The following is a 25869-nucleotide window of genomic DNA, read 5'->3' as shown; positions in this document are numbered from 1 at the left end:
CTAGGCTGGAACCATGCCCGACATCGAGACTTCAGCACCCGCGCTCTTCCGAGGAATGCTCCGCGACATTGTCGCGTGCAGCGATTTCGACGAGGTGTGCCTACTGCTCGGACTGGTCCCGGCCGGCCCCGATGTGGACGAGGTCGAACACATCCAGTCCCACAGGCGCATCGAACGGTTCCTGCCAGTGGCAGCCGAGGCTATTTCGCACGCCGATGTCGCGGCGGATGTCCTGCGCCGACTCACCCACCTGAGCGACGGCGGACAGGACATCGACGAACGCTCGAAGGCGATGTTCCTATTCGTCAGCCGTACCGCCTGTACCGCCGTTATCGCTCACCTTCTGGAAAACGGAACGCTGGAAATCGGAGACAACTCATGAGCAGTGACTTCTGGCTGAACAAGATCCGCGAGGCCCAGGGCGGCCAGCCTCAGCCCCGCCAGCAGGCCGGCCTCACCCCGGCCGGCACGCCGTGGTGGGCCCACCCCACCTACGTGCAGCCCGAGACCCCTCCGACCGTGCCCCAGAACGACCCCCAGCAGGTGCAGCGCGAGTACCAGACCGAGCGCGCCCAGTCCGCCAAGCAGTCGGAGCGGTGCCCCTCCTGCCAGGGCGAGCACTACTGGCGCCCCACACCCAACGCCATGGCCCAGTGCTTCGACTGCGGGTGGCCCGTCCAGAACTCCACGCAGGGCGTCGCCATCGCCAACAACAGCTCGGCGCCCCAGAGGGTCTCGCTGCACCAGGCCAAGGGCAGCGGCTACAACCCGCAGACCATCATCGGCCGGCTCTGACCCCCCACCAGGCACCAATTCGTCCAAGGAGATCCCATGCGTGCCGTACTTCTCATCGTCGGTGCCAGCCTTATCGCTGTCGGCCTGTACCTGATTGCTTTCGGAGACACTCCGGGCGATGCACCGAAGGAAACGCCGCGCATTCCTGCGGCCAGCATCGGTCCGGACGGTGCTGAACCCGCTTGGACGCACGTCTGTCCCGGCACCGACGATGAGCCAGCCGGGTGTAAGGACATCTAAAAATAGGCCACCCATTTGGCCCTGTGCGGTATTTTTTCCGTTTCATACGGTTTGGGGATGCCGCTCAGTGATGAGACCCGCGCTCTCATGGCGCGGATCAACAAGAAGTACGGCGCCGGATCGGTAGTTCTCGCATCGAAGATGCCTGCCGTTCCCCGATTCCCTTCCGGGTCACTCTCCCTCGACGTAATGCTCGGGGGAGGGTGGCCCGGAAATCAGTGGAACGAGATCCTCGGCGCCGAATCGTCAGGCAAGACAACCATCGTCCACAAAACCATCGCAGCGAATCAGCAGCAGAATCCCGACTTCACGACATTCTGGGTCGCCGCAGAAGGCTACGACCACGAGTGGGCCATGACTCTCGGGGTCGATGTTGACCGCGTCGTTGTTTTCGAGACGAACGCGATGGAAGACGCCTACACGGAAATGATCAAGGCGGCCGAGTCACGGGCCGTGGACGCGATCGTGCTCGACTCCTACCCGGCCCTGGTCGCAGACGACGAGGACGCCAAGGACATGGACGAGTCGACCATGGCGAGCGGGGCCCGGGTCACGGGGAAATTCTTCCGCAAGGTGGGGCAGGCCACCCGCCGCTCCCTCGTCGAGCAGGAACGGCCGCTCCTGGCGCTGATCGTCAACCAGTTCCGCGACCAGATCGGAGCCTGGGCACCGGCCGGCGGCACTCCCAAGACCTCTCCGGGCGGCAAGGCCAAGAACTACGCGTACTACACGCGCTTGGAGACCTCCCGCACGGAGTGGATCGACGAGAAGCGGCCCGCTGGCGGATCGGTACGCGTAGGTCAGGTCATCAAGGTCAAGACCCTCAAGTCCAAGGTCTCCGCCCCGCAGCAAGTCGCCACGCTCCGCTTCTACTTCGCCAACAGCTCGACGGGGATCTACGCGGGTGAATACGACCTCGCCTCCCAGCTCATCACGCAGGGCATCTACCACGGCCTCATTCGCCTCGACGGCAGTTGGTACAAGTACGGCGACTACCAGTGGCACGGCGACAAGAAAATGGCCGGCGCCATGCGGGAAGACCTCGACCTCCAACAGCAGCTCAGCGCCGACGTGATGGCCGCGATCCGCACGAGCGAGGGCTGATGGACCGCCGAATCAAAGCCTCCCGCACCCAGGAGAAGAAGCTCGCCAAGGACATCGGCGGTAGCACCGTAGCCGGTAGCGGAAATGGCTGGGCGGTCAAGAACGACGTCCGCAACAAGCAGTGGTCCATCGAATGCAAGACCACGGCCGCCGCCCGCTTCTCCCTCACCCACCGCGACCTGGTCAATGCCGAGAAGAACGCCCTCCTCGACCTGCGCGACATGGCTTTCGCCATCGAGATGCAAGGCCGCACCTGGGTCGTCCTCTCCAGAGAAACGTTCCTGCGCCTCATTGAACGCGAGGAGGACACGTGATGGGAATTCGCGCCGTCGTCAACGCACCCAACTGGAGCGAGACACACCACCGGGGGGAGGCGAAATGCCGTGACGGTTCCCTCACCCCGACCCGCAATCGCGACGTGTTCTTCGAGGACGAAGCCCTCGCCCTCGACATCTGCAACGGAACCTACGACGGCCGGATCTGCCCCCGCCGTACGGAATGCCTCCGCGTCGCCATGTTCAACAAGGAGAACTTCGGCATCTGGGGCGGCATGACCGCCAAGGACCGCCTGGATATGCGCATGCGCAACCCCGGAATGCCCGAGCGCTGGATATGGCACGCCCCGGGAGAACCAGAACCGCCGAGCAACGAGGAGACCCAGTGGCCAGCCGCGTCGTAAAGGGCGGACATGCGCTCACCGAGTACCTGAACGCGGCCAAGAGCGTGGAGCCTCTCTACGGGGACGTACAAAAGCACGTCCTGGAGAAAGCCCTCAAGCCCTCCGGCCGGCGCCAGGACGTCCTCCACCCGAGCGAGATGGTGAAGCCGGACTGGTGCCACCTCGCGGCGTTCCACCGCCTACGCCTGGAAGTCGAGCCGGCCGACCGCAGGAAGACCAGCTTCACCCGGGAGAACATCTTCCAGGAGGGGCACGAGACCCACACCAAGTGGCAGCGCTGGCTCACCGAGATGGGCCGCCTGGCAGGTGACTGGCACTGCCTGGCCTGCGACCAGGTGTTCTGGGACGACGAGACGCCCACCTGCTGCCAGCTCTGCTCCGCCTCCCGCCGGTGCATCGAGTACGCCGAAGTCCCCCTCAACGCCCACCCCCTCCGCATCGGAGGCAAGGCGGACGGCTACAGCCCCCACGACAACGCGCTCATCGAGATCAAGACCCTGGGGCTCGGCAGCTTGCGCTACGAGCGCCCTGAATTTCTTGAGCGCTACACGGTCGAAACCGACGAGTTCGGGAAGCTGCCCGACCTCACCCGCCTATGGCGCGATTTCCGCCGGCCGCTTCCCTCTGCCGTGCGCCAGGTCCAGCTCTACATGTACCTGAGCGTGCATTTCGAGGATCTCGAAGTCGACCGCACGATCTTCTTCTACGACTTCAAATCCACCCAGGAAACGAAGTCATTCATCGTCACCTTCGACGAGAAGTTCTCCGAGCCGCTCATCGAAGCTGCCGCTGCAATCGTCGACTGCGTTCACGCCGACGTCGCACCCCACTGCAACATCAACGGCCGTATCGGCTGCCCCTCGTGCCTGGAATTCAAGGAGCAGAAGTGACCACTGCCGCCGAACGCCTCTGGGACGAACTCGAAGCAATGGGCTTCGAAAAGGAAGAGCGCCCTGACGGCTACCTCCCTGCTCTGCCGCGCGACATCACCGAGCTGACCGACCAGCAACTCATGGCGCTCTACGGCCAGTTCGTTTCGTGGACCGCGTATGCGGCCATGCGCCTGGTCGAGGCCCGCGCGAACGAGAAGTCCCTCAAGCAGAACCTGAACCACTCCATGGCCACCGCCTCCCTGAACGCGTCCATGGAGAAGACCGTCGCCGGCCGCAAAGCCGCCGCAGCCGCCGACTCCCAGGTCCAGGCCGACGAGGAGAAGCACGTCGCAGCCCTCAGCCTGTGCGAGGCCCTGGAGATGGTCCACAAGAACGCGGAGTCCCGCGCCAGCTTCTGCTCCCGCGACCTCTCCCGCCGGCAGAACTCCCGCGACACCGAAACCCGCGCCCACCGCTGGGGGGTCTGATGTCGCGCATCTCCATCGGTATCGACCAGTCCTACTCCGGCTGCGCGATCGTGCGCTACGACGCCACCTCCGGCACCGCGACGGAAACCGTCTATGACTTCTCCCCCAAGGCGGCCGGCACCGGCATTGACCGTATCCAGTACGTGCACCACGTGTTGTACGTGCACTTCGAGCGGATCAGCGTCCTCGGACAGATCACACACATCTGCTACGAGGGCTACGCCTACGGCGCCCGGTACCGGCGCGAGGAGCTGGGCGAGCTGGGCGCCGCGATGAAGCTGGCTCTCGCCGAAGTCTTCCCCGACCACATCGACCGGCGCATCCACGCCGTCGCACCGACGACCGTGAAGAAGTTCGTGACCGGCTCCGGCCGCGCCGACAAGGACAAGATGCTGCTGGCGGTCTACATGCGCTGGAAGCACCAGGCCAGCAACCACGACGCGGCCGACGCCTACACGCTCGCCCGCATCGCCGAGGCCCTGGCCGATCCCCAGCCGCCCGAGCTGAAGTTCCAGCAGGAAGTCATCGACGGCATCCGCAATCCCAAGCCTTCCCGCAGCAAAAAAGGCTGAATAACCAGAAGTAATTGCTGCCGCTTACGTTCCCTGCATCGCATCAAAATGCAGGGAGCAATCATCGTGCAGACTCAGTCCGATGCTGTCTCCGAGAAGGAGTTCCGCGTCAAGTCGACAACGCCTCCGCCCGAACTCGGCTCCGCCATCGCCCACGCCATCAAGGCCGGCCATCAAGTCGTCCTGAAAGCCGTGGGCGCCGGTGCCATCAACCAGTCGGTGAAGGCAATTCCCATCGCCCAGAGCTTCGTCTCCTCGTTCGGAACGAGCCTCACCGAAGAGATCACCTTCTTCCGCAGCAAGTCCCCGGAAGGGGAACTCCTCGGCATCGCGATCCGCGTCATGGGCTCGTGAAATATTCGCCGCAAAAATCCGGGACCTAAACTCCCGAGAGCAGGCCCGCTCACCCCCAATTCGTACAGCACTCGTGTTCAGACTCTCCAGGGCCCCGACCGCCGCGCGGAGGAGAACATGAGCCAGCACTGGACCCCGCCCAACCGAGGCAAGACCAACGTCGTCAGCAGCCTGAGCACCGGCGAATTCCCGACGATGGGCAGCGAATCGCACCGCGTCACCTGGGCCCGCCCGACGAACGGCACCTCCCGGTCCCGCTCCGGCCTCGCCAAGGGCACCGACCCCACGGTGAAGAACAAGGCCAACCGCAGCCAGCGCACCACCTCGGCCTCCGAGACCTACGGCCCGACCGGTGTCGTCAGCGTCGCCCGCTCGTACCACGGTCCCGGCTGCCCCTGCTGCGCCACGACCAGCATCCGCCAGGTGCGCTCGGCCTTCGGCGAGCAGGAGAACTTCCGCAGCGGAGGTTCGACCGGCTACAAGGCGGGCTGACCCATGCTGCCGCTCATCGCTGGCCTGCTCGGCAGGGCAGCCGCGACCGAGGCCGTCGGCGCTGTCACCGGTACTGCTGCTCGCTCCGCCGTGACCTCGGCCGCCAGCTCGGGCGCCATCAGCGCGGGCACCAGCTCGGCCGCCGGCACCGGCAGCCGGGTGCTCTCCGGCATGCAGTTTGGCTCGGCTGCGGCCCGCGCCATGAACAACGGCAGCAACGCAGCCCCCGCCTCGGCACCGGCTCCGGCACCCGCCGATGACCTGGGGTGGGCCCGCTCATGAGCACTGGCGCCACCTCCCCCAGCAGCCCCCGCACCGCGTCCCTGCCGCTGACCGGCTCGGCCGCCAACGGCTCCCTCGCCGTGGCGCCCAGCCGCCCGGACATGGACCAGCAGGCCGATTCCTCGTTCGCGTTCAACGCCGGGCTCGACCGCCGCCCGGCCCTCACCGAGTTCGAGTACGGAGCCAATTCCACCTGGAGGTGACATGGCCGATCTCAACCCGCGCCAGTTCCGCCAGCCTGCCTTTCGCGGGTTCGGCGACCAGGCCATGCGCTCCTACCGCGTCGCCCCCGCACCGCAGCCGGACCCGGCCCCCGCACCGGCCCCCCGGCCGCAGGGCCAGCAGTTGTCCCTCTTCCAGGCCGACGAGGTCCGCAACCCCCAGGGGCCTGCCGCTCCCACCTTCAACGCCTCTCAGTTCCGCACCTCCCAGCACGCACTTCCCGGCATGAGCAACCCGGCCGTGCGCGGCCAGCGCGTTACTCCCGCCCCGGAGGCTGCGCAGCCCGCGTCGGGCCCGGCCCGGAGCAACTGGAGCCAGCCGGAAATCAGCATGCTCGGCCCCTCCCCGGCCAGCCCCTCCTCCCCTTCGGCCGCCGGGCCCAGCCCGACCCGCTGGCCCAGCCCCGCCGCCCCCGCCTCCTCTGCGCCGTCGTCGGCGCGGCCACCGGTGACCATCAACGGCGCCGCCTACAGGGCCGCCGGCCAGCGCTTCGGAGCGCCGCCGGGACCCACCCCGGCAGCGGCCCGCCCCGCACCGGCCAGCCCCGCACCTTCGTCCCCAGGTCCGTCCACGCCCAACCAGCCGCCTGCTCCCGCCGCACCGCCCAGCGCCCCGGCCGCCCAGGCGCCGGCCTGGGCCGGACGCACCGCGCGCTACGGCGGCCTGGCCATCGGCCTGGGCGCCCGCGCCTTCCAGTCCGTCAACAAGGTCGCCACCGACCCGGCTCGCTCCGGCAACCCCCTCTACAAGCCCAGTCAGGGGTGGAACAAGTCATGAGCTACCCCAACCGCGCAGGCGCGAACGCCAACCTCTCCTACAACCCGCCCTACCAGGCGCCGGTTGCCGGGGGAATGACGTACACCGGGGGCTCCGGCGGCTACCTGATGACCGGGGCCCGCGACATCCTCGACGCCCGCCGTCTCATGGAGACCGGCCACGTCCCGTCCGCCGAGTACCCCGACGGCTACCTCGGGACGATCGGCGCGGGCACCCGCCGCCAGGATCGCCTCCTGAACTCCATCGGCAACCGCGCCACCCAGCGCAGTTACCAAAGGGGCGTGCACAAGGGAGAGCGGATCGACCCGGCGGACTACTACTGGACCGACGACGTCAACCCCACCGCAGCCCTCGAAGCCCAGGCACGCGGCGAGAAGTGGACCCAGCGCGGCTCCTTCGTCGGCTCGCCCCTGGTCAACGACGGCAAGTCCGAGACCCTCGTCGCCACCCAGGCACGCTTCGCGACCGCACAAAGGGTCTACACACAGGAAGTCACCCCGCCATTCACGGCCGTCAACGAAGCCCGGCGAGCGCAGCTCATGCGCTTCAAGCCGGCCTGGAGGTGACGCCGTGCTTCAGCAGGACTCCCTCTACGCGCGCCGGCCGTGGTCGACGCTCCAGGAGCAGCAGGTCACCAACTACCTGCGCGAGTGGACCGACCTCCCGCCCGACGCCGTACGCCGCATGAAACCACCGATCCCCAACATCGGCCGGGTTCCGCCCCGTTTCGGATACCGGCAGCACATTCCCGGAATCGCCGACATCGCGCGCCTGGACGACATCTACCCCGGCAGCCGCGTCGATTACAGCCAGCGCCAGTCCGGCTATTCCGCGACCTCGTACCCCGCTCTGGGAGTGATGTGACATGCCCAAGGCCACCCGTTCCACCGACCGCCGCCGAACCGGCCGGGGCGACAACATCACCGGCGTCACCCACGGCAAGGCGAACCTTCAGGACCAGCGCACCAAGGGCGCGTACGCCCCGAGGGCGCCGTCCACCAACTCCGAATTCACTGCGGGAGTTTCCGTCGCCCGAACCATGGGCGCCGGCGTGACATCCGGCTCCTCGAAGAAGAGGGCCGCTCCCGCCGTCAGAAAGCTGGGGGACAAGTAATGCGGCTCCCCCGGATCAATTTCAAGTGGCTGCGCCGTAAGAAGACGCAACCCAAGCCCACGAAGAAGGCCGCGAAAAAGGTGGCCGCGAAGAAGAAGGCGGGTGGGACGAAGTGAGCTACGCAAACGAGCGCTCTCTCACCGGGGATCTCAACGAGGGCCTCACCGACGGCGCCTACAAGAAGGTCGTCACCGACCGGGGCGGCCTGGTCGAGGCCACCACCTACGCCGTGCGCCGTGACCTGGACGACCGCTGGTACGGCATCCACGAGGACCCCGTCAAGCACACGCCGGACGGCCGCGCCGTGACCACCCCCAACTACGTGGCCACCCCCGCGCCCCACTTCAACCTCGGGATCTGACGTGACACGACACATCAGCGGGTACATCTACCCGCCAGCAGTAACCAAGAAGCTCCTGGGCGTCGGGCTCAGCATCTTCACGGCTGCCGCTGCCCTGCAAAAGGCACTGGGGTCGACGCCCTTTAGCGTCGTGGATTCCCACGTCGACAGCACCGCGTACTGCATCGCGCTCGCCTACACCACCCTCGGCATCGTCCTCGGCCTCGCCTCGATGGTCTACTCCCTCAAGACATCGAGCCTGGGCCTGATGGGTTATCTCGGCGCGTACCTCTTGGCGTTCGCCTCGATCTCCCTGATCAACTCGCCGGCCACCCCGTGGATGCAGTTCGCCAACGTCGCCGCGTTCCTGGGCATTTCCATCGCCGCGCTCTCGGCATGGCTTCGTCACCTGCGGGAGCGCCCATGAACATGAGCGACGTTGCGGCGCAGATGCTGTCCATCTTCGTCAGTGCTATCGGCCTCGTCATTTTCCGGCTGATCGCCAAGTACCTTCCCGACGACCCGCCGCCGGTTCCCCGCGAAACCCTCATCCCGCCCGTTGCCGGCAAGGCACGCCCGGAAAGCGAAGAAGACCATGGCTAACGAAAAGTGGAACCTGGAGACCAACTCCGCGCTGACGGCCGAGCCCGGCAGCCCGGTCGCTCTCGTCGATCCACCGCGCACCGCCGAGGAGCGCGTGGCTGAGCGGCCTGCCGACTACGGCGACATGGTCGTCCCGCCCAAGCCCACCTGGTACAAGACCGCCGAGGGCGAGGACACCGGCGCCGGCCGCGTCCAGCCGCGCGAGATCCAGCTCTACTGGCACTCCAACATCGGTGAGATCGCGGCGCACTCCCAGATGCCGCCCATGCCGCCGCTGCCCGACGCCGGCGGGTACAACCTCGGCTCCCGGGGCCTGGACCACATCTACATCGCCGGCCACCGCGTCACGGTCGTCGGCGAAGGCGACGTCATCGTGCCCGGCGGAGACACCGACGCGCTGGTCACCGGCTACTGGGACCGCACCGACCCCGTACACCCGCAGTGGACGCGCATCGAGCCGGAGACCGAGTACACCATCACGGTCGAGGCGTACAACGACGACAACGTGTACGGCCCGGCCTCCGACGAGCTGACCGTCACCACTCCGGCCATCGGTTTCGATCAGCAGCACAACACCATCCCGCCCGGCCCCGTGAACGACCTCCAGTTCGGGGGCCCGCTGCCGGTCATCACCTCCAGCGGCGGCGGGGCCGTCACCCTGCGGTGGAACAAGCAGCTCAACGTCACCAAGTACGAGGTCTACAACAACGCGTCCCGCGAGACCGACGTCCCCATGGATCTGTCCCGTCCCGGCCTCAACGAGGGCGACGTCAAGCTCGGCGAGATCAACCAGCCCGGCGGCACGAGCCAGACCGTCACCTTCACCACCCCCAACTTCACCACCCCCGACCAGCGCCTGGCCCTCAAGGTGAGGGCGGTACGCACGGACGCCAACGGCACCGCCACCGGCCCGTTCTCCACGGTTCTGCGCAGCCAGATCCCCCCGGCCACCGCCGCCCCGGGCAAGGCGGGCACACCCACGCTCACCGTGTCCCCGATCGTCGGCGGCCAGGTCAAACTCACCCTGGTTGCGCCGTCCATCGGCTCCGTCAACGGCTCACCGACGTACTACGCGGTCTACGACGGCACCCGCAAGGTCGCCACGGTCGACGCCCCGCTCGGCACCGCCCCGCACGTCACGCTCTCCTACCAGGCGGCCCAGGCTTACTCGTTCACCGTCGTCGCCGGCAACTCCCTCGGTGTCGGCCCGGCCTCCAACGCGCTCGCAGGCACCGTCCCCGTGCCGGCCGCCCCAGTCGCACCCACCGGCCTGGCCCTCGACGGAGCCGTGTCCACCACGAGCGTTCCGGTGCACTGGAACGCGATCACCATGGACCCGCCGGTCACCAAGTACTCGCTCTACGAGGGCGCCACCAAGAAGGCAGACGTCTTCGCCCCCAACACGGAGGGCACGGTCACCGGCTACACCGCTGGCCAGAACTACTCCATCACCGTCAGCGCCACCAACAGCGTCGGCGAAAGCGTCAAGTCGACGGCTCTGACCGGCAAGACCAACGCCGTCCCCGGCGCCCCCACCGGCGTCGGCGTCACCAACGTGACCACCACCGGCATGGACGTCGCCTGGACCGCGCCTGCTGGCGCCCAGCCCGCCGTGACCAACTACAAGGTCTACGACGGTACGACCCTCAAGGCCACCGTCCCCGCCCCGGCCGCCGGTACGACCCTCACCGGCTTCACGCCCGACACCGCCTACTCCATCACCGTGGCCGCCGTGAACACCGTCGGCGAAGGCGTCAAGTCGAGCCCGGCTGTCACCGGCACCACCCCCGCCTCGTAAGGAAGTTGAGCACAGTGGCCTCACCCACCATCGGCCGGACCGTCCACTACCGCGTCACCGAATACGACGCGGAGCGGATCAACAAACGCCGCAAGGACGCCTACTCCAGCGGCGCCTACGCCGAGGAAAACGGCACCATCGCCCACGTCGGCAACACCGTCGCCGAAGGACAGATCTTCCCGGCCGACATCGTCCGCGTCTGGTCCGGCGACCTGGTCAACCTCCAGGTGAAGCTCGACGGCAACGACGTCTACTGGGCAACCAGCCGCGCCGAAGGCGAGGACCCGGGCCAGTGGGCCTGGCCGGAGGTGGTGCACTGATGGCCACCCCCCTCACCGCAGCCGCCTTCCTCGCCGCCCTACGCGCCGAAGGAGTCACGGTCGTAGAGGTCGGCTCCTGGCGCACCCACAACCGCAACAGCGTGGGCCTCTGGGGACCCGTCAACGGCATCACGGTCCACCACACCGTCACCAAGGGCACCCAGAGCACCGTCAGCATCTGCCGCGACGGCTACGCCGGTCTGCCCGGCCCTCTATGCCACGGCGTCATCGGCAAAGACGGGGTCGTCTACCTCGTCGGCATGGGACGCGCCAACCACGCGGGCGGCGGAGACAACGACGTCCTCAACGCGGTCATCAACGAGTCCTACGCCACCAAGCCCCCAGCCCCGCGCTACGGCCAGGGCGACGCCGGAGCGGTCGACGGCAACCGCCGTCTGTACGGCTTCGAGTGCGAAAACATGGGCGACGGCAAGGACCCGTGGCCGGCCAAGCAAATCGAGGCCATCGTCCGCGCCACGGCCGCCGTCTGCCGCGCCCACGGCTGGGGCTCCAAGAGCGTCATCGGCCACCTGGAGTGGTCCAACCAGAAGTCGGACCCCGTGGGCTTCACCATGCCCGCCATCCGCATGCGCGTCGCCGAGCGCCTCGCGCACGCGTCGAACTGGAGCCCCTCCACCCCGGCGCCCACCCCCACACCCACCATCGAGTCGAGGGTGGCAGCCCTTGAAAAGCTCGTCGCGGCGCAAGGCGTACGCATCGCCGCTCTGGAAAAGAAAGCGGCCTAACCATGACGTTCTACGACCTCGTCTGCTCCTGGTGGCGAACCGCCGTCCCGGTCATCGTCGGCTGGCTCGGCACGCTCCTGGCCGGCATCTACGTCGACATTGACGAACAGGCCCTCGCCGGCGGTCTCACCGCCGCCTTCGCTGTCGTCTACTACGGGCTCTTCCGGCTGCTGGAGACCAAGGCCAGCCCCGCCTTCGGATGGTTCCTCGGCCTGGCCCGCCCGCCCGCCTACCCCACCCCGCCCGAAAAGCCCACCAACCGGATGTACGGACCGCCCGTATAGCGGATACCTGAACCATTTTTCGGCCCTTTAGGGTGACGGACGCCGGAACGCCAAGCGGATGGCCGGGGTCCTGTCTCCGTTGAAAGGCCATCCCGTGTCCCGCCCGAAGCTCCCCGACATCCCCTGGCGCACATTCCGAATCGCTGCCGCCGTCGCCACCGCCGTGCTTCTGACGACCGCCTCCCTGGTCGCGCCGGCCGATGCCAAGCCCGACGGCCCCACCCCACAGCCCGTGCTCACCCCCTCGATGACCAACCTCGACCTCCTCCTGGTCGACGGCCACCTCAAGGTCACCGAGGCCCTTCAGCACCAGGCAGCCGCCCAGGCCGACGCGCACCGCCAGGCCGCCGCCGAGGCCGCCGCCAAGCGCCGCGCAGAGAAGGCCAAGGCCGCCGCCGAGCACCGAGCACAAGCGAAGGCCGCCGCAGAGCGCCGCGCAGCAGCGAAGGCCGCCGCAGAGGCCACGCGCCCCAGCACCCCGCCGCGCACCTCCCGCTCCCAGAGCCGCACACTGCCCGCCCAGACCGCCACCGTGTCCAGCGCCCAGTCCTTCGCGCGCTCACGGCTCTCCTCAGCCCAGTACTCCTGCCTGCGCAAGGTGGTCGACCACGAGAGCGGCTGGAATCACCTGGCCGTCAATTCAAGCTCCGGCGCCTACGGCCTTTTCCAGGCACTCCCCGGCTCCAAGATGGCATCCGCCGGCACCGACTGGCGCACCAACCCCCTCACCCAGATGCGGTGGGGGCTTTCTTATATGAGCAACCGCTACGGAAGCCCATGCGGAGCCTGGTATTTCTGGCAGAAAAATGGGTGGTATTAGCGTCAGCGCATGACGCAGATCCGCCTACTTCTTTGCAAGGATTGCCGCACAACCGAAGTGCTTCCGCACTACGAGGGTGACCCGCGCCAAGACACGGTCCTCGAATACGCAGCAGCCAAGCACCGGTACCCCAACGGGGAACGGCATTTCGGCCGTCTCTACCCGGTTGAGGGCGTAGACGAGGACCGCTGGCATTCCTCGGCAGAAGTCCGCGACGAAATCCTCAAGCGGGTCTGGCAGCAAGAAGGCGCCACCGGCATGGAGCCGTGGGTGTATCAGGCTGTCGACACCCTCAAGAGTGACGCCATGCAGTGCTGGCGCGGCCGAGGCCGACCGGAAACCTGCTCCGACTTCCACAGCGACAAGAAGCGCCTCACCCCGCCCACCGCAGGGGACCGCAAGGCGGAGGGCCTGCCCAAGTGGGACAAGTCCAACCCCGCCGGCCAGCGCTACCTCTGCGACTACTGCCCCATCCGGTCCGTCAACGAGCAGCGCGTGCGCGCCAAGCTCGGGCTGTACGAATGACCCCGCCGCGACGGCCCCCGTCCGGCGGGTGGGAGCGACGCTTCTTCGACAAGGTCGACAAGGGCACCGAATTCGACGACTGCCACATATGGCTCGGCGCCAAGGACGACTACGGCTACGGCAAATTCAGATTGCCAAACGGCCAGGTCAAGGGCACCCACATCATCGCCTGGGAAATGGCCAATCAGAAGACCGTTCCCCCCGGCTGGCATGTCGACCACCAGTGCCGGATCAGGGCCTGCTGCAACCCGGAGCACCTTGAGCCCGTGCCCGCCACAGAAAACGTCGCACGCGGCGAATCATTCTCCGCCAAGAACGCGCGCAAGACCCATTGCCCCAAGGGCCACGAATACAGCGAGGAAAACACCCGCTGGCATTCCGGCCGCCGGGAGTGCATCACGTGCATCCGGGCCCGCGACAAAGAACGCCGCCAGGCCCGCCGGCAGGAAAAAGAAGAAAGCACCTGGAGCACCACACGAAAGAGCTGGCAGTGACCTACACACGGACACACACCCGCATTGAGTTCGCCAACCCCTACCTCGTGTGCACCCAGTGCGAGCGCCCCGTGAGCGCCTGGCACAACCCCGAAGCCTGCGGGTGCTCCGCCGCAACCCGAAACCTGCCCTGCCAGCACACCGCCGGCGTCCGCGACACCTGCCCGTCCTGGAGCCCCGTAGACGGCTGCCTCTGTCCGGCCGGCGCCACCCCACACCGCATTCACCCTGCATTCGACTAGGAGCACCCATGCCCCTCGAAACCCCCACCCCGAACGGCCCCGACGGCACCCTCCAGGTCCGCACCGCCTTCATGGTCGTGCAGCACACCAACGGCGAGTGGGAAGCCCTCAGCGACTTCGGGAAGCCGATCACCGCCGAACGCTCGGCCACCGTCCTGGAGATGAAGTTCGGCGCATCCGAAGTCGTCTCAGACATCGAGGCCAGCAAGCAAGCCGCCATCACAGCCCACCAGTTGATGGCCATGACGGCGCAGATGCAGCAGGCCGCGCAGCACCAATCCCTCGCCGACAAGCTCAAGCTCTGAGGCCCTCGTGCTTGCCGCCGTCATGGTCGTCGAGGGAGTCCTACGCCTCCCCGCCAGCGAAGGCCACATAGACACCGGGTGGGGCCTCTACCAGGCCCTGAACAAGAACTGCCGGCTGCACCTGCTCTCCCACGCCTGGAGCGAGCAGGACATCGCTCTGTGGCTGCAAAAGCGGCAGCTCACCGGCCACCAGTCCTACCTCCACGCACCTGAGCCCGGACCGGCCGGCCGCCTCGAAGCTCTCCAGCGCGTCCGCGCCTGGCGCATCGGCGCCCTCGTCATCGAGTCCGACCCCGCGTGCGCCGCAGCCGAGCTGGCCGCCGGCTGGAACACCGCCCTGGTCACCTCCGCTTTCCAGGGCCCTCGCCAGCCCTCTGCCGGGCCGTCGGCCATCCGCCCCTGGGACGACCTCACCGGTGCCGTCGAGCGCCAGCACGAGATCCGCCTCACCCCCCACAGCCTGGAGCAGCCATGACCACCAAGCACACGACCCGCTTCGTCCGCAGCGACACCGATCTCGTGCGCTTCCACCTCGACCGCCACGAAGACATCACCGGCATCAGCGGCGAGGGCACAGTCGCCGGTGGCGTGATCTTCCCCGACGGCACCGTGGCGATGAGGTGGAACACCGGGACCAGCTCGACAGCCATCTACGACTCCATCGACGACGTCGTAGAAATCCACGGCCACAACGGCGCGACCGTCGTCACCCTGATCGACGTCCGCGAGGACGCCGGGTCATGAGCATGTCCCGCAAGCACTACCGGGCCTTCGCCGAAGTCCTCCGCCAGGCCCACGAGTACTACCCAGAGGCCCGCGACGTCGTCGACCAAATCACCCGAGGCATCGCCGGTATCTGCGGCGAAGACAACCGCGCCTTTCGCCGACAGCAGTTCTTCGACGCGGCCGAACCGGAGACCCCCTCATGATCTTCTACTTCGCCGGCGCGGAAATCCCCTCCCACCGCAGCCTCCTGGCCGCCGAGAAAGTCCCCCACGTCGGCATGTCCTACATGGGCCTACGCCGGCGCGTGAAATTCGCCAAGCCCTGGTCCATCGCGGAGCACTACACCCCCGAGCAGTCCGTCTTCCTGGACAGTGGCTGCCACACGCTGAACAGGCCCGGCGTCGAGGTCACCCCCGAGGAAATCCAGGACATCGCCAACCACTACGACGCGTTCGTGGAGCAGAACCTGGACCGCGTCCAGGCGTACGTCGAGTTCGACGCCCTCCCCATGGGCCACGAGTGGATCGCAGCTCGCCGGCAGCACCTCGACCCCGAGAAGTCGATCGTCGTCTGGCACGAGGAATGGGGCCTCGACGTCCTCAAGCGCATGGCCGACCAGTTCCCCTACATCGCCGTCGGCCAAGGCACCTGCGGGGACCGGGACATCATCCCCACCCTGCGCTCCCTCAGCCGGCGCATCAAGCTCCACGGCATGGGCTTCTCCAGCCCACCCCTCATGCTCTCCGCCGACTGGTACAGCGTCTCCTCCACCACGTGGTTGTCGGCCGCCCAGCATGGCGAAACGTTCGTATGGACCGGCTCAGAGATGAAGCGGTACCCGGCCCGATACAAAGGGCAGGCGCGCAAACGCCACCGCACCCTGATCACCGGCGCCGGCCTTGACGTCGACCTCATCGACGCCGACGACGCCACCGAGAACCTCCGACTCAGCCTGTGGTCCTGGCGGCACCAGATCGCCCACATTTCGCAGCGCCACGGCAAGGGAGTAACTGCCACCGCCCTACCCCCCGGTTCCGAAAACGCGGAAAGCAGTGCCCTGACAGTTGCGGCGACCTCTTCAGAAGAGGAGCACGAGGGGGTAACTGAACCGCCCGCCACACGGGTGAAGAAGCTCCTCCCCGGCATCGAGACCGAAGCCTTCACCCACCGCTACACCGACCCCGACAGCGGGGAACGCCAGACCCGCACCGAGCACCGCATCAACGCCGTCGACCCCGGGGTCCGGGTGTGTGACGGGTGCTTCCTGGCCAACAAATGTCCCGAGTACCAGCCCGGGGAATCCTGTGCGTACGAGATGCCTGTGCGCGTCCGCACGAAGGAGCAATACATCGCGCTCCTGGACAGCATGATCAGCATGCAGGCCATGCGCGTCTTCTCGATGCGCATGTCAGAGGAGGTCGAAGGCGGGTACGCCGACCCAAATCTCTCCTCCGAGATGGATCGCCTCGCCAAGTTCGTCAAGCTCAAGAGCGACATCGAAGAGGCCGGATTTACGTTTTCGATGAAGATGCAGTCGAAGGACCACGCAGAGGTCGGGCTGATCTCACGCCTCTTCGGCCCAAAGTCGGATGGCCCCCCCGCGTTGAGCCCCGCCGGGACAGTGTCAGCCGAGCAAGCCTTCAGCCAGATGGGCATCGTTGACGCGGAAGTCGTCGAGGAGCCCGTACCAAGGGAGTAACCCCCTCACCAGGCCCCTCGACCGGAACCGCGTCCTACGACAGCACCTCGTCGACCGGCTTCAGGCCGGCCAGATCCTGCATCTCCTGGTCCACCGGCTCACCGAGCTGCACCATCGCCTCGATCAGCAAAGAGAACGCCTCGGCGTCCACCCCGTGCAGCGCGCGGAGGTTGCCGGGCATCTCGCCTTCACACGCCTCTTCCAGCCGCTCCCACGCGGTCGCGAGCTGCTTCTGCACCTCCTCCGCCGACCGCATGATGACCATCCGCTGGTTCTTGCTCATTCCTGCACCCCTTCCAGCCCGGCCTCGGGCTGTGCGCCCAGACCATCCCGCAAAATCGCTTCCAAGACCGCGAACTTCTCATCGGTCACTTCGATGTTCACTCGCCCGAGGACGCCGGCCTTCGGGTGCTCCCTCGCGTCGAACCGGACCCCCAGGGACCTGCCCTCCCGCTCCTCACGCACCTGCTCCTCGAACCGCTCCAGCAGGCCGGCCAAGGCTGGGTAGTGCTTGGCGAATACCGCCCGCCCCTCCGCGTCTTCGGCCGCCCACTTCTCCTGGCGCTCCTGATCCTTGCGCGCCTTCTTGGCGGCCTCCGCCGCGTCCTCCGCTATGGCCTGGTCCATGAGCAGCTTCAGCCGCTCCGGCGTGAACACGAAACGGATCTTCGCCATGGCCGGACCGACTTCGCGGTAAGTCGTTATGCGGAAGGCGCCCCGCTTCACCTCACCTGTCGTCCAGCGCTCCGGCGTATTCGGGAGGCCATCGGGCCAGGGAAACAGCAGCTTGCGACCGACGTGACCGATCTCGGCGAGCTGTCCCGCCGCGATGGTCTCCTTCAGGTACCGCAGGGCCGTGGTCTCGGTCACTCCCAGCCGTCGAGCCAGGCTCCGGCTCGTTGCCCCCACCGCGAGCAGCGCACCGTCGGGCGCCGCTGCCTCCATGTCCCGAACCGCCTCGACGATCGCCGAGTGCCGAGCACTCATCTGCTCCACCATGAGCGTCTGTCTACCACCCGTCTCCGACAGCGCGGGAATTTTTCACTTGTCCCGCGAAACGTACATCGTGATTCCCAGACACATGCCCGCCGTGACCACGGCAGTCAGCACCGTCGACACGTCGCTCTGGAATAGGAACTGCAAAACCGACATGACAACCGACATGACACTCCTCCAGACATGACGAAGCCCCCGCTCCCAGACCAGGAACGGGGGCCGCCGGCCGACGCCAGCAAGTTACTTCGGGCACCCCTCATCCGGCTCCAGGCACCGGCCTCGGCCGAGAGCCGCCGCATCCCACCACTCGCGCATGAGGTCCGGGTTTTCCCGAACCGTCTTGCACTGCGAGCGCTGAGCAAGAAGGTCACCGCTCAGCGGCGTGAAGGCGTGCGGAACGGACTCGGTGAACAGGTCCGCGTAGCCCTTGCTGCCCAGGAAGATCACGTCCGCGTCAGCCAGATCAAGCGACGCGGTATGCCGGCGCATCTTCTCCGGGGTGATCGCCTTCGGGTCACCGAGCTTGACGTTGTACCGCCCCAGAGGACGCTTCAGCGGGATCAGGCCGTGCCAGGCCGACATGATCCATGTGAGGAACGGGTTGGTCAGCGCACTCGCGGTCAGGCGCAGCGACCGGTGATACGGCCCGATGTACAACTGCCCGGCCGGGATCACACCCCGGTAGTGGTACTTCTCCCAGCTCGGCTCGGCCTTCTTGTCACCGCATTGAAGGACTACGACCCTGCGCCGCTGGCACGGCACGCCGAATTGCCTGGCGTAGGCCCGGCCTGCCTGCGTCAGGAACAGCGACGCCGCCGAGTCCTCGTACGAACCCTGCCTGTCGAAGTAGGCACTCGGTCGCATGTCCCCAAAGCCAGCTCGATGAACCGAGACCAAGGTCCGCTTGTTGAAAATCACGTGCTTCGGCACGAACCCGTCCTCGATGCCTGGAATCAGGTGGTCGGGACGCTGCGCCGCTGCGAGCACGGCATTGTGCTGTTGCTCGGGTAGGCGTTTGAATTTCTCGGCCATGAGGCTCCTTTGGGCATGCAAAAGGCCCCCGCTCCGAAGAACGGGGGCCTGATGGAACGCAGGGGGTCTACTCCCAGGGGACGTGGGTCGGCGACTCAGGGTCCACAACCGACAGACACAGGTAGGTGCTGTACTCGTCCACTACGCACTGGCCGGACTCGTCGTACATCAACCCGTGGTGACACTGACGGCACATGCCGGCCGACGCACCAGGTACCCCAGCTCTCACCAGTGGGATGGGAAAGAGACCGGCCCGATCCCCCTCTTCCAGGGGACGCCAGCCGTTCGCATATAGCTCAGAGGCCATCACCAGAACCCGAGTTCCCGAGTCCTCTACCTCCGGGTCATCCACCTCGATTCGAATGCCTTCGCTCTCCACCTCGACCACGGTGAAGTCACCCGAGTAACCCGCCTCCGCCAGGACGCGCACGCACTGGCGCTCCAAGTCGGTGCCCGCCGCAGTCAGCGCCTCCGGTTGCTCTGCACCGATAGCCTCGCGGCCGGCAGGCGTGATGAACGAACTGATGGGCGTGTGCCGATGCCCCGGCCCGACTCGGTGACCGCAAGCATCGCGCCCAATAGCCAGACCCGCGTCCCGAAGCGAATTGGTCGTGGCCACCGACGTACCGGACGGGAAACGGCCGAGCCGGTCTGCCGCAGCCGCCCGCAGACCGCGCAACTTCGCTTTTGAGAGCCGACGCCCTTGCGTTTCAGCCACGGTTACCCCAGCTTCCGTCATGCCCGAATCTTCTCCTCAGCCACGGCCGTCCTGCCTCACCGTCTCCAGGTACCGGTCCTCAATTTGGAACGGCATCTCGCCCGAGATGACCCACAGGGAGTCCGGCACCTGGCCCTGCACAATTGCGCCGGCCTCCGACGGGTTCGGCCGCGTCTCGACATCCCACACGGCGAAAAGGTCACCGTTCCAGGCACCGATCCGGTTCACCGCGTCCTCGATTTTCGCGGCCACCTTGATCTCCTCCGAGACCACCAACTCATCCCCGCCGGACTTCTTCTCCAGCTTCGCCACGACGTAGCTCATGTCGTCCTTTCACCCCTCAACCGAAACGAGAGTCCTTGTTCTGCGCCACGTCGGCGCAGCCTTCTGTCCAGTCGCCGCGCACGACGTCCTGCTTACCGGAAGCCTCGACCCACGTGCGGAAGAGGTCGTCACAGCTCGTTCTTATCTCGTCGCGGCTGCGAGTGTCCGTCGGCATGTACGCGCCACCGAATGCCTCGTTGTAGCCGAGCTTGTAGCTGCGCTCGTCGAGGCCGTCACCCGCATCACTGCCCTGCGTTGCGAATATGGCGCCGGTCGCGGCAGCTACGCCGACAACAATTCCGATGATGATCTGACGGGACCGGTGGCTCATGTGACCTCCTCGTTGTCGCAGATTATGACTTCCCACTGACAGTGGGGGTGTGGTTCAGCAGGTGGGGCTGAGCATGCCCGAGCCCTCGCACGCCAACATCGTGAACGGGCGCAGGAGTTGCACGAACTTGGTACGCCCCAGAAGACCACTCGGGGTGGTGGAACGCTATGATCCAACTGCGTACGCAACTGCGTACGCAACTAGCGTCGGCCAGGGGAGGGCCCATGCGGCGGGAGAGCGCGGATGAGGCATTTCTGCGGCGGCAGGAAGAAATCCTGCGGGACTACAACGCCTCGATAGCGAACGTGACCTCCACGGGGGCGGAGGTACGTCTGACACCTCGTCTCATGGAGTACGTTCTGGGGCTCGTCGAGGGCCGCACGGACGAGGACGCGGAGGCCCTGCGGGAGCTGCTCCGGGGGCCGGAGGACGGGGGCGAGGGACCGGACGATGAGCCGCCGAGGGCGCCAGTTCCGGGCGATGAGCTGGCCGCCAGGCGGGCCGCCAGGGAAGAAGCCGCAGGTCAGGCGGGTGATCCGACGACGTACGCTTTTTGGTATTCTTCGTCAACACCGACTACATCCAGTTCTTCCTCACCGACGTCCATGTCTCCGTCACCGGCGACACCGCCCTGGTGACCTGCACGGAGAACATCCTCAGCGGCGGCCCCGCACCCGAGGGCGACGAGGAACTGGGCCCTCTCGTAGGCCAGCTGGTCGTCGCCACGAACGTGTTCCGCCGCACCCCCGAGGGCTGGAAGATGTGGGCCCACCACGCCTCCCCCGTACTGGCCGAGAACGACGAGGACGAGGAGGACGAGGAAGCCCCTTCCTGAAGCCGCCAGGACCCCGCCAGGACCCCGTCGGGACCAAGAAGTGGTTGGAATCACGAACCCCGGGTATGGGCCGCTACCAACCCGTGAGCCGCCGGGTTCCCCAGGGGAAACACTTGGTGAAACCTCCTGGCCCCGGCACGGCCCCGCGCCCCGTGGCCCGGTTCTGTCAGTGCTCGCAGGTAGATTCGATCGAGGCCGGTGTGCCGCCCGCACACGGCACGAACCGGCCGTCACCGACGATTGCAGGAGTGATTCGCGTGGATCGTGTCGCGCTGCGCGGCCTCAAGGCCCGCGGGCACCACGGCGTGTTCCCCAAGGAGCGCGAGGAGGGCCAGACCTTCATCGTGGACATCGTCCTGGGGCTGGACACCCGGCCCGCCGCCGCCACCGACGACCTGACGAAGACCGTGCACTACGGCATCGTCGCCGAAGAGGTCGTGGCCGTCGTCGAGGGCGAACCGGTCAACCTCATCGAGACGCTCGCCGAGCGCATCGCCCAAGCCTGTCTGAAACACCACGGGGTAGAGGAAGTCGAGGTCCGGGTCCACAAACCGGACGCACCGATCACCGTGCCGTTCGACGACGTGACCGTCACCATCACCCGGAGCCGAGTATGACCGCGTCCTTCACCGCGGGTCACAGCGACCCGACCGTACAGCCGGTACCCGCCTCCGTCGTGCAGCAGGTGGACGCCGCCGACACCACCCTCCACAACCCGCAGCGAGCCGTGATCTCCCTGGGCTCCAACCTCGGCAACCGCCTGGAGACCCTCCAGGGCGCCATCGACGCCCTGGAGGACACCCCCGGCGTCCGCATCAAAGCGGTCTCCCCCGTCTACGAGACGGAGCCGTGGGGCGTGGCGGCCGACAGTCAGCCCTCGTACTTCAACGCGGTCGTCGTCCTGAAGACCACACTTCCCCCCGCCTCCCTGCTGGAGCGGGCCCACGCCGTCGAAGAGGCCTTCAACCGGGTCCGGGACGAGCGCTGGGGCCCGCGCACCCTCGACGTCGACATCGTCACCTACGCCGACGTGGTCTCCGACGACCCGGTCCTCACCCTGCCCCACCCCCGCGCCCACGAGCGCGCCTTCGTCCTCGCGCCCTGGCGCGACCTGGAGCCCGAAGCCCAGCTGCCCGGCCGCGGCCCGGTCACCGAACTCCTCCACACCGTCACACAGGACGGCGTCGAACCACGCAAGGACCTGGAACTTCGGCTGCCCGAATAGCCGTTAAGGTCAAGACGGCCACAGTCCGTGGGCCGACGGGGGAGCTGAAGGGTCACCGTGAGAGAGCTGCGCATCAGGCTGCTGGCAGGCGTGTTCGCCGTGGCCGGAGCCCTGTCCTGGGCGGGCGCCCGCCTGTGGAACTCGATCGGGACGGTGCCCAGCGTCCCGCTGGCCGCCCCCGTCGTCCTCGCCCTGATCGCCGTGGTCCTCACGGCCACGGCGTTGTCCATCCGCGCCCGCCTCAAGGCGCAGCGCGAACGCGACCCCGGGGCGAAGGGCGTCGACCCCCTGATGGCGGCCCGCGCGGTCGTCTTCGGGCAGGCCAGCGCCCTGGTCGCCGCCCTCGTCTCCGGCATGTACGGCGGCACCGGCGTCTTCCTGCTGGAATCCCTCGACATCCCCGCCCGCCGCGACCAGGCCGTCTACGCCGGCTTCTCGGTCGTCGCCGGGATCGCGGTGATAGCGGCGGCCATCTTCCTGGAGCGCGTGTGCAAACTCCCGGAGGACGACGACCGGAACACCGGAGCCACGTCAACGGCCTGACGCCCACCCGTGCCGACGGGCCAGGTGGCTCTCGGCAGTCGGGTCAGCGCGCCAGTATCAGGCTCATCGCCTCAGCCCGGGTCGTGGCGTCCCGAAGCTGGCCCCGTACCGCCGACGTCGTGGTCTTGGCGCCGGGCTTGCGGATGCCCCGTACGGACATGCACATGTGCTCGGCCTCGATGACGACGATCGCGCCACGCGCCTCAAGGATCCGCATGAGGGAGTCCGCGATCTGCGTGGTGAGTCGTTCCTGCACCTGCGGCCGACGGGCGAACACGTCGACGAGACGCGCCAGCTTCGACAGGCCCGTGATCTTTCCGGTTTCAGCCGGAATGTACCCGACGTGAGCTACACCGTGAAACGGCAGCAGATGGTGCTCACAGAAGCTGACGATCTCGATGTCCTTCACCAGCACCATCTCGTCGTGCCCCAGATCGAACGTGGTGGTCAGCACATCCTCGGGCTGTTGCCAGAGCCCGGCCAGAATCTCCCGATACGCCCGCGCCACCCGGGCCGGTGTGTCCCTCAGCCCCTCGCGGTCCGGGTCCTCCCCGACCGCGATCAGCAGCTCGCGCACGGCGCTCTCGGCGCGCTTCTCGTCGAACTCGCCGATGGAGCCCTCGCCGTCAAGCGTCACGGGGTCGGTCATCTGGTGCCTCGTTCCTAGAAGTCCCTCACGGCCGAAAAACACCGCGCCCCCCAGGCTAAAACCTGGGGGGCGCGGCAACCATTCCGGGCTCGGTGGGGTCACCGGGGCGGGACGGGTGAGCGTCAGCTCTCAGGACGGTCCTCGGGGACCGCTTCGGTGACCGGCTCGGACGCGGTGGCCTTGGCGGTGGTGATCGCCGGGGTCGCGCCGTTGGCGCCGTTCGTCAGTGCGAGCTCCTTGGGGGAGAGCACCGGCGGACGGGTCGAGGGCGTGCGGCGGGAGGAGCCGGTCCAGGCCGGCCGCGGGGGACGCTTCACGATGGGAGCGAAGACCTCGGCGATCTGCTCCTTGTTCAGCGTCTCCTTCTCCAGCAGCTGGAGGACCATCTGGTCGAGGACGTCGCGGTTCTCGACCAGGATCTCCCAGGCCTCGTTGTGCGCGGTCTCGATCAGCTTCTTGACCTCTTCGTCGACCAGCGCGGCGACCTCTTCCGAGTAGTCACGCGGGTGCGACATCTCGCGGCCCAGGAACGGCTCGGTGTTGTCGCCACCGAACTTGATGGCGCCGAGACGCTCGGTCATGCCGTACTGGGTGACCATCGCGCGGGCCGTTGCCGTGGCCTTCTCGATGTCGTTCGCGGCGCCGGTGGTCGGGTCGTGGAAGACCAGTTCCTCGGCAGCGCGGCCGCCCAGCATGTAGGCGAGCTGGTCGAGCATCTCGTTGCGCGTGGTCGAGTACTTGTCCTCTTCGGGCAGGACCATCGTGTAGCCAAGGGCACGGCCTCTGGAGAGGATCGTGATCTTGTGGACCGGGTCGGAGTTCGGGGAGGCCGCGGCGACCAGGGCGTGTCCGCCCTCGTGGTACGCGGTGATCTTCTTTTCCTTGTCCGACATGATCCGGGTCCGCTTCTGCGGGCCCGCCACGACGCGGTCGATGGCCTCGTCCAGCATGTGGTTGTCGATGAGCTTCTGGTTGCTGCGCGCCGTGAGGAGCGCCGCTTCGTTCAGCACGTTCGACAGGTCCGCGCCGGTGAAGCCCGGGGTGCGGCGGGCGACGGCCGAGAGGTCGACGTCCGGAGCGACGGGCTTGCCCTTCTGGTGGACCTTGAGGATCTCCAGACGGCCCAGCATGTCCGGGCGGTCGACCGCGATCTGGCGGTCGAAGCGGCCGGGGCGCAGGAGTGCCGGGTCGAGGATGTCGGGCCGGTTCGTCGCGGCGATGAGGATCACGCCGCCCTTGACGTCGAACCCGTCCATCTCGACGAGCAGCTGGTTGAGCGTCTGCTCGCGCTCGTCGTGACCGCCGCCGAGGCCGGCGCCGCGATGGCGTCCGACCGCGTCGATCTCGTCGACGAAGACGATCGCCGGGGCGTTCGCCTTGGCCTGCTCGAAGAGGTCACGCACTCGGGAGGCACCGACACCGACGAACATCTCGACGAAGTCGGAACCCGAGATCGAGTAGAACGGAACGCCCGCCTCGCCCGCGACAGCACGTGCGAGGAGCGTCTTGCCCGTACCGGGAGGCCCGTAGAGGAGCACGCCCTTGGGGATCTTGGCGCCGACGGCCTGGAACTTGGCCGGCTCCTGGAGGAACTCCTTGATCTCCTGGAGCTCTTCGACTGCCTCGTCCGCACCCGCGACGTCCGAGAACGTCGTCTTCGGGGTGTCCTTGGTGATGAGCTTGGCCTTGGACTTCCCGAACTGCATGACCCGGGAGCCGCCGCCCTGCATCTGGTTCATCAGGAACAGGAAGACGACCACGATGAGGACGAAGGGGAGCAGGGAGAGCAGGATCCCGACGAAGGCGTTCTGCTTCGTCGGCGAGACGGTGTACCCGTCGGGGATCTGCTTGTCCTGGAACTTGTTCTGGAGAATGCCGGCGATGGTCACGCCTTGGTCGCCGATGTAGCTCGCCTGGATCTTCGAGCTGCCGTCGACCTTTTCGCCGTCCTTGAGCTCGACCTTGATGGTCTGCTCGTCGCCGGTGGTCAGCTTGGCTTGTTCGACCTTGTTGTCATTGATCGCCTGGACGACCTGGCCGGTGTCCACCGTCTTGTAGCCGCCGGACGAGCCGACGACCTGCATCAACACGACCACGGCAAGGACGGCCAGCACGATCCACATGACCGGCCCACGGAAGTATCGCTTCACGTCCATCCATACGGAGCGGAACCCGCCCCGTCCCTCCTGCCATAGTGAGTTTGATAAGACAGTTCTTCTGACGGTACCCCAGCATTGTTACCCGAAGCCGCATGGGAGGGCTGGCAGGCCCGTCTGCTTGCTCCAACGGCGCGAGGCCCGCTGGGGTTCCCGATCGTCGTACT

General features: G+C 67.1%; 43 protein-coding genes and 1 pseudogene. 35 read left to right on the top strand and 9 right to left on the bottom strand.

Annotated features, from left to right (window positions below; genetic code table 11):
* Positions 1-13 precede the first annotated feature (13 nt).
* The 11 genes from OHT57_RS27945 (at position 14) to OHT57_RS27895 (ending at position 5596) form a co-directional block, all read left to right on the top strand.
* Entirely contained in the window at positions 14-382 is a 369-nt protein-coding gene (locus OHT57_RS27945) for a hypothetical protein (RefSeq protein WP_328749272.1), read from the top strand.
* Positions 379-795 carry a hypothetical protein gene (locus tag OHT57_RS27940; protein WP_328749271.1) on the top strand — a complete coding sequence of 139 codons (417 nt, stop codon included), beginning with the start codon at positions 379-381 and terminating at the stop codon, positions 793-795. Before OHT57_RS27945 ends, OHT57_RS27940 begins: the two co-directional genes overlap by 4 nt.
* A gap of 36 nt (positions 796-831) precedes the next feature.
* Positions 832-1035 (top strand): hypothetical protein, encoded by a 204-nt coding sequence (locus tag OHT57_RS27935; RefSeq protein ID WP_328749269.1) that lies wholly within the window; start codon positions 832-834, stop codon positions 1033-1035.
* A 57-nt stretch (positions 1036-1092) separates the two neighbouring features.
* Positions 1093-2139 (top strand): hypothetical protein, encoded by a 1047-nt coding sequence (locus OHT57_RS27930; protein ID WP_328749268.1) that lies wholly within the window; start codon positions 1093-1095, stop codon positions 2137-2139.
* Positions 2139-2453, top strand: a complete 315-nt coding sequence (locus tag OHT57_RS27925; RefSeq protein WP_328749267.1) for a hypothetical protein — start codon at positions 2139-2141, stop codon at positions 2451-2453. Before OHT57_RS27930 ends, OHT57_RS27925 begins: the two co-directional genes overlap by 1 nt.
* Complete coding sequence (locus OHT57_RS27920) at positions 2453-2818, top strand: WhiB family transcriptional regulator (protein ID WP_328749266.1); 366 nt, start codon at positions 2453-2455, stop codon at positions 2816-2818. The genes OHT57_RS27925 and OHT57_RS27920 overlap by 1 nt, the downstream gene beginning before the upstream one ends.
* Complete coding sequence (locus tag OHT57_RS27915; protein ID WP_328749265.1) at positions 2800-3708, top strand: hypothetical protein; 909 nt, start codon at positions 2800-2802, stop codon at positions 3706-3708. The genes OHT57_RS27920 and OHT57_RS27915 overlap by 19 nt, the downstream gene beginning before the upstream one ends.
* Positions 3705-4178: a hypothetical protein gene (locus OHT57_RS27910; RefSeq protein ID WP_328749264.1), complete on the top strand. Its 474-nt coding sequence runs from the start codon at positions 3705-3707 to the stop codon at positions 4176-4178. Before OHT57_RS27915 ends, OHT57_RS27910 begins: the two co-directional genes overlap by 4 nt.
* On the top strand, positions 4178-4750 hold the full coding sequence (locus OHT57_RS27905) for a hypothetical protein (RefSeq protein WP_328749263.1): 573 nt from the start codon (positions 4178-4180) through the stop codon (positions 4748-4750). The genes OHT57_RS27910 and OHT57_RS27905 overlap by 1 nt, the downstream gene beginning before the upstream one ends.
* 66 nt (positions 4751-4816) lie before the next feature.
* Entirely contained in the window at positions 4817-5104 is a 288-nt protein-coding gene (locus OHT57_RS27900) for a stage V sporulation protein S (protein WP_328749262.1), read from the top strand.
* A gap of 117 nt (positions 5105-5221) precedes the next feature.
* Positions 5222-5596, top strand: coding sequence for a hypothetical protein (locus OHT57_RS27895; RefSeq protein ID WP_328749261.1), 375 nt, complete (start codon positions 5222-5224; stop codon positions 5594-5596).
* On the opposite strand, the gene OHT57_RS27890 is transcribed toward OHT57_RS27895, so the two are convergent.
* Positions 5581-5769: a hypothetical protein gene (locus OHT57_RS27890; RefSeq protein ID WP_328749260.1), complete on the bottom strand. Its 189-nt coding sequence runs from the start codon at positions 5767-5769 to the stop codon at positions 5581-5583. The two genes, OHT57_RS27895 and OHT57_RS27890, sit on opposite strands and share 16 nt — an antisense overlap.
* Positions 5770-5874: 105 nt before the next feature.
* Between OHT57_RS27890 and OHT57_RS27885 the strand changes: the two genes are divergently transcribed.
* The 20 genes from OHT57_RS27885 to OHT57_RS27790 all read left to right on the top strand — a co-directional run bounded on the left by OHT57_RS27885 (position 5875) and on the right by OHT57_RS27790 (position 16893).
* A complete protein-coding gene (locus OHT57_RS27885) occupies positions 5875-6081 on the top strand; it encodes a hypothetical protein (protein ID WP_328749259.1) in 207 nt (68 codons plus the stop codon).
* A 1-nt stretch (position 6082) separates the two neighbouring features.
* The gene (locus tag OHT57_RS27880) at positions 6083-6877 is read left to right on the top strand and encodes a hypothetical protein (protein ID WP_328749258.1); all 795 of its coding nucleotides are present in this window, start codon (positions 6083-6085) and stop codon (positions 6875-6877) included.
* The gene (locus OHT57_RS27875; protein ID WP_328749257.1) at positions 6874-7443 is read left to right on the top strand and encodes a hypothetical protein; all 570 of its coding nucleotides are present in this window, start codon (positions 6874-6876) and stop codon (positions 7441-7443) included. Before OHT57_RS27880 ends, OHT57_RS27875 begins: the two co-directional genes overlap by 4 nt.
* 4 nt (positions 7444-7447) lie before the next feature.
* Positions 7448-7741, top strand: a complete 294-nt coding sequence (locus OHT57_RS27870) for a hypothetical protein (protein ID WP_328749256.1) — start codon at positions 7448-7450, stop codon at positions 7739-7741.
* Between the two features lies 1 nt (position 7742).
* Positions 7743-7991 (top strand): hypothetical protein, encoded by a 249-nt coding sequence (locus OHT57_RS27865; RefSeq protein WP_328749254.1) that lies wholly within the window; start codon positions 7743-7745, stop codon positions 7989-7991.
* Between the two features lie 112 nt (positions 7992-8103).
* Positions 8104-8352: a hypothetical protein gene (locus OHT57_RS27860; protein WP_328749253.1), complete on the top strand. Its 249-nt coding sequence runs from the start codon at positions 8104-8106 to the stop codon at positions 8350-8352.
* Position 8353: 1 nt separating this feature from the next.
* Positions 8354-8758: a hypothetical protein gene (locus tag OHT57_RS27855; protein ID WP_328749252.1), complete on the top strand. Its 405-nt coding sequence runs from the start codon at positions 8354-8356 to the stop codon at positions 8756-8758.
* A complete protein-coding gene (locus OHT57_RS27850) occupies positions 8755-8934 on the top strand; it encodes a hypothetical protein (RefSeq protein ID WP_328749251.1) in 180 nt (59 codons plus the stop codon). Before OHT57_RS27855 ends, OHT57_RS27850 begins: the two co-directional genes overlap by 4 nt.
* Positions 8927-10732, top strand: a complete 1806-nt coding sequence (locus OHT57_RS27845; RefSeq protein WP_328749250.1) for a fibronectin type III domain-containing protein — start codon at positions 8927-8929, stop codon at positions 10730-10732. The genes OHT57_RS27850 and OHT57_RS27845 overlap by 8 nt, the downstream gene beginning before the upstream one ends.
* Before the next feature lie 14 nt (positions 10733-10746).
* The gene (locus tag OHT57_RS27840) at positions 10747-11052 is read left to right on the top strand and encodes a hypothetical protein (RefSeq protein ID WP_328749249.1); all 306 of its coding nucleotides are present in this window, start codon (positions 10747-10749) and stop codon (positions 11050-11052) included.
* The gene (locus tag OHT57_RS27835) at positions 11052-11798 is read left to right on the top strand and encodes a peptidoglycan recognition protein family protein (protein ID WP_328749248.1); all 747 of its coding nucleotides are present in this window, start codon (positions 11052-11054) and stop codon (positions 11796-11798) included. The genes OHT57_RS27840 and OHT57_RS27835 overlap by 1 nt, the downstream gene beginning before the upstream one ends.
* A 2-nt stretch (positions 11799-11800) precedes the next feature.
* Positions 11801-12082, top strand: a complete 282-nt coding sequence (locus OHT57_RS27830) for a hypothetical protein (RefSeq protein ID WP_328749247.1) — start codon at positions 11801-11803, stop codon at positions 12080-12082.
* Positions 12083-12176: 94 nt separating this feature from the next.
* Positions 12177-12902, top strand: coding sequence for a transglycosylase SLT domain-containing protein (locus OHT57_RS27825; protein ID WP_328749246.1), 726 nt, complete (start codon positions 12177-12179; stop codon positions 12900-12902).
* Between the two features lie 9 nt (positions 12903-12911).
* The gene (locus tag OHT57_RS27820) at positions 12912-13427 is read left to right on the top strand and encodes a hypothetical protein (RefSeq protein ID WP_328749245.1); all 516 of its coding nucleotides are present in this window, start codon (positions 12912-12914) and stop codon (positions 13425-13427) included.
* Positions 13424-13921: an HNH endonuclease signature motif containing protein gene (locus tag OHT57_RS27815; RefSeq protein ID WP_328749244.1), complete on the top strand. Its 498-nt coding sequence runs from the start codon at positions 13424-13426 to the stop codon at positions 13919-13921. The genes OHT57_RS27820 and OHT57_RS27815 overlap by 4 nt, the downstream gene beginning before the upstream one ends.
* Positions 13922-14171: 250 nt before the next feature.
* The gene (locus tag OHT57_RS27810; protein WP_328749243.1) at positions 14172-14468 is read left to right on the top strand and encodes a hypothetical protein; all 297 of its coding nucleotides are present in this window, start codon (positions 14172-14174) and stop codon (positions 14466-14468) included.
* A 7-nt stretch (positions 14469-14475) separates the two neighbouring features.
* Positions 14476-14943, top strand: coding sequence for a hypothetical protein (locus OHT57_RS27805; RefSeq protein WP_328749242.1), 468 nt, complete (start codon positions 14476-14478; stop codon positions 14941-14943).
* A complete protein-coding gene (locus tag OHT57_RS27800) occupies positions 14940-15212 on the top strand; it encodes a hypothetical protein (RefSeq protein WP_328749241.1) in 273 nt (90 codons plus the stop codon). The genes OHT57_RS27805 and OHT57_RS27800 overlap by 4 nt, the downstream gene beginning before the upstream one ends.
* Positions 15209-15397, top strand: a complete 189-nt coding sequence (locus tag OHT57_RS27795; RefSeq protein WP_328749240.1) for a hypothetical protein — start codon at positions 15209-15211, stop codon at positions 15395-15397. The genes OHT57_RS27800 and OHT57_RS27795 overlap by 4 nt, the downstream gene beginning before the upstream one ends.
* The gene (locus tag OHT57_RS27790; protein WP_328749239.1) at positions 15394-16893 is read left to right on the top strand and encodes a hypothetical protein; all 1500 of its coding nucleotides are present in this window, start codon (positions 15394-15396) and stop codon (positions 16891-16893) included. Before OHT57_RS27795 ends, OHT57_RS27790 begins: the two co-directional genes overlap by 4 nt.
* 34 nt (positions 16894-16927) lie before the next feature.
* On the opposite strand, the gene OHT57_RS27785 is transcribed toward OHT57_RS27790, so the two are convergent.
* From OHT57_RS27785 to OHT57_RS27760, 6 genes are all read right to left on the bottom strand, one after another.
* Positions 16928-17176 carry a hypothetical protein gene (locus OHT57_RS27785; RefSeq protein ID WP_328749238.1) on the bottom strand — a complete coding sequence of 83 codons (249 nt, stop codon included), beginning with the start codon at positions 17174-17176 and terminating at the stop codon, positions 16928-16930.
* Positions 17173-17892 carry a hypothetical protein gene (locus OHT57_RS27780; RefSeq protein WP_328749237.1) on the bottom strand — a complete coding sequence of 240 codons (720 nt, stop codon included), beginning with the start codon at positions 17890-17892 and terminating at the stop codon, positions 17173-17175. Before OHT57_RS27780 ends, OHT57_RS27785 begins: the two co-directional genes overlap by 4 nt.
* 237 nt (positions 17893-18129) lie before the next feature.
* Entirely contained in the window at positions 18130-18921 is a 792-nt protein-coding gene (locus OHT57_RS27775; protein WP_328749236.1) for a hypothetical protein, read from the bottom strand.
* 67 nt (positions 18922-18988) lie between these two features.
* Positions 18989-19660, bottom strand: coding sequence for a hypothetical protein (locus OHT57_RS27770; protein WP_328749235.1), 672 nt, complete (start codon positions 19658-19660; stop codon positions 18989-18991).
* 15 nt (positions 19661-19675) lie between these two features.
* Positions 19676-19951 carry a hypothetical protein gene (locus OHT57_RS27765; RefSeq protein WP_328749234.1) on the bottom strand — a complete coding sequence of 92 codons (276 nt, stop codon included), beginning with the start codon at positions 19949-19951 and terminating at the stop codon, positions 19676-19678.
* A gap of 28 nt (positions 19952-19979) precedes the next feature.
* On the bottom strand, positions 19980-20294 hold the full coding sequence (locus OHT57_RS27760) for a hypothetical protein (protein WP_328749233.1): 315 nt from the start codon (positions 20292-20294) through the stop codon (positions 19980-19982).
* 565 nt (positions 20295-20859) lie between these two features.
* Here OHT57_RS27760 and OHT57_RS27755 point away from each other — a divergent pair.
* From OHT57_RS27755 to OHT57_RS27740, 4 genes and pseudogenes are all read left to right on the top strand, one after another.
* Positions 20860-21129 (top strand): annotated as a pseudogene (locus OHT57_RS27755) (nuclear transport factor 2 family protein); the annotation flags it as partial.
* A 257-nt stretch (positions 21130-21386) separates the two neighbouring features.
* Positions 21387-21746, top strand: a complete 360-nt coding sequence (folB, locus tag OHT57_RS27750) for a dihydroneopterin aldolase (RefSeq protein WP_328749232.1) — start codon at positions 21387-21389, stop codon at positions 21744-21746.
* The gene (gene folK / locus OHT57_RS27745; protein ID WP_328749231.1) at positions 21743-22354 is read left to right on the top strand and encodes a 2-amino-4-hydroxy-6-hydroxymethyldihydropteridine diphosphokinase; all 612 of its coding nucleotides are present in this window, start codon (positions 21743-21745) and stop codon (positions 22352-22354) included. The genes folB and folK overlap by 4 nt, the downstream gene beginning before the upstream one ends.
* A 57-nt stretch (positions 22355-22411) precedes the next feature.
* Positions 22412-22897, top strand: a complete 486-nt coding sequence (locus OHT57_RS27740) for a DUF3180 domain-containing protein (RefSeq protein WP_328749230.1) — start codon at positions 22412-22414, stop codon at positions 22895-22897.
* 43 nt (positions 22898-22940) lie between these two features.
* On the opposite strand, the gene folE is transcribed toward OHT57_RS27740, so the two are convergent.
* Positions 22941-23546 (bottom strand): GTP cyclohydrolase I FolE, encoded by a 606-nt coding sequence (gene folE, locus OHT57_RS27735; protein WP_328749229.1) that lies wholly within the window; start codon positions 23544-23546, stop codon positions 22941-22943.
* 122 nt (positions 23547-23668) lie between these two features.
* Positions 23669-25702, bottom strand: a complete 2034-nt coding sequence (gene ftsH / locus OHT57_RS27730) for an ATP-dependent zinc metalloprotease FtsH (protein ID WP_328749228.1) — start codon at positions 25700-25702, stop codon at positions 23669-23671.
* Positions 25703-25869 lie beyond the last annotated feature (167 nt).

Source organism: Streptomyces sp. NBC_00285, from assembly GCF_036174265.1.
GTDB lineage: Bacteria > Actinomycetota > Actinomycetes > Streptomycetales > Streptomycetaceae > Streptomyces.
Note: the sequence above shows the minus strand (reverse complement) of the source record. Positions and strands in the feature narration are given on the sequence as shown.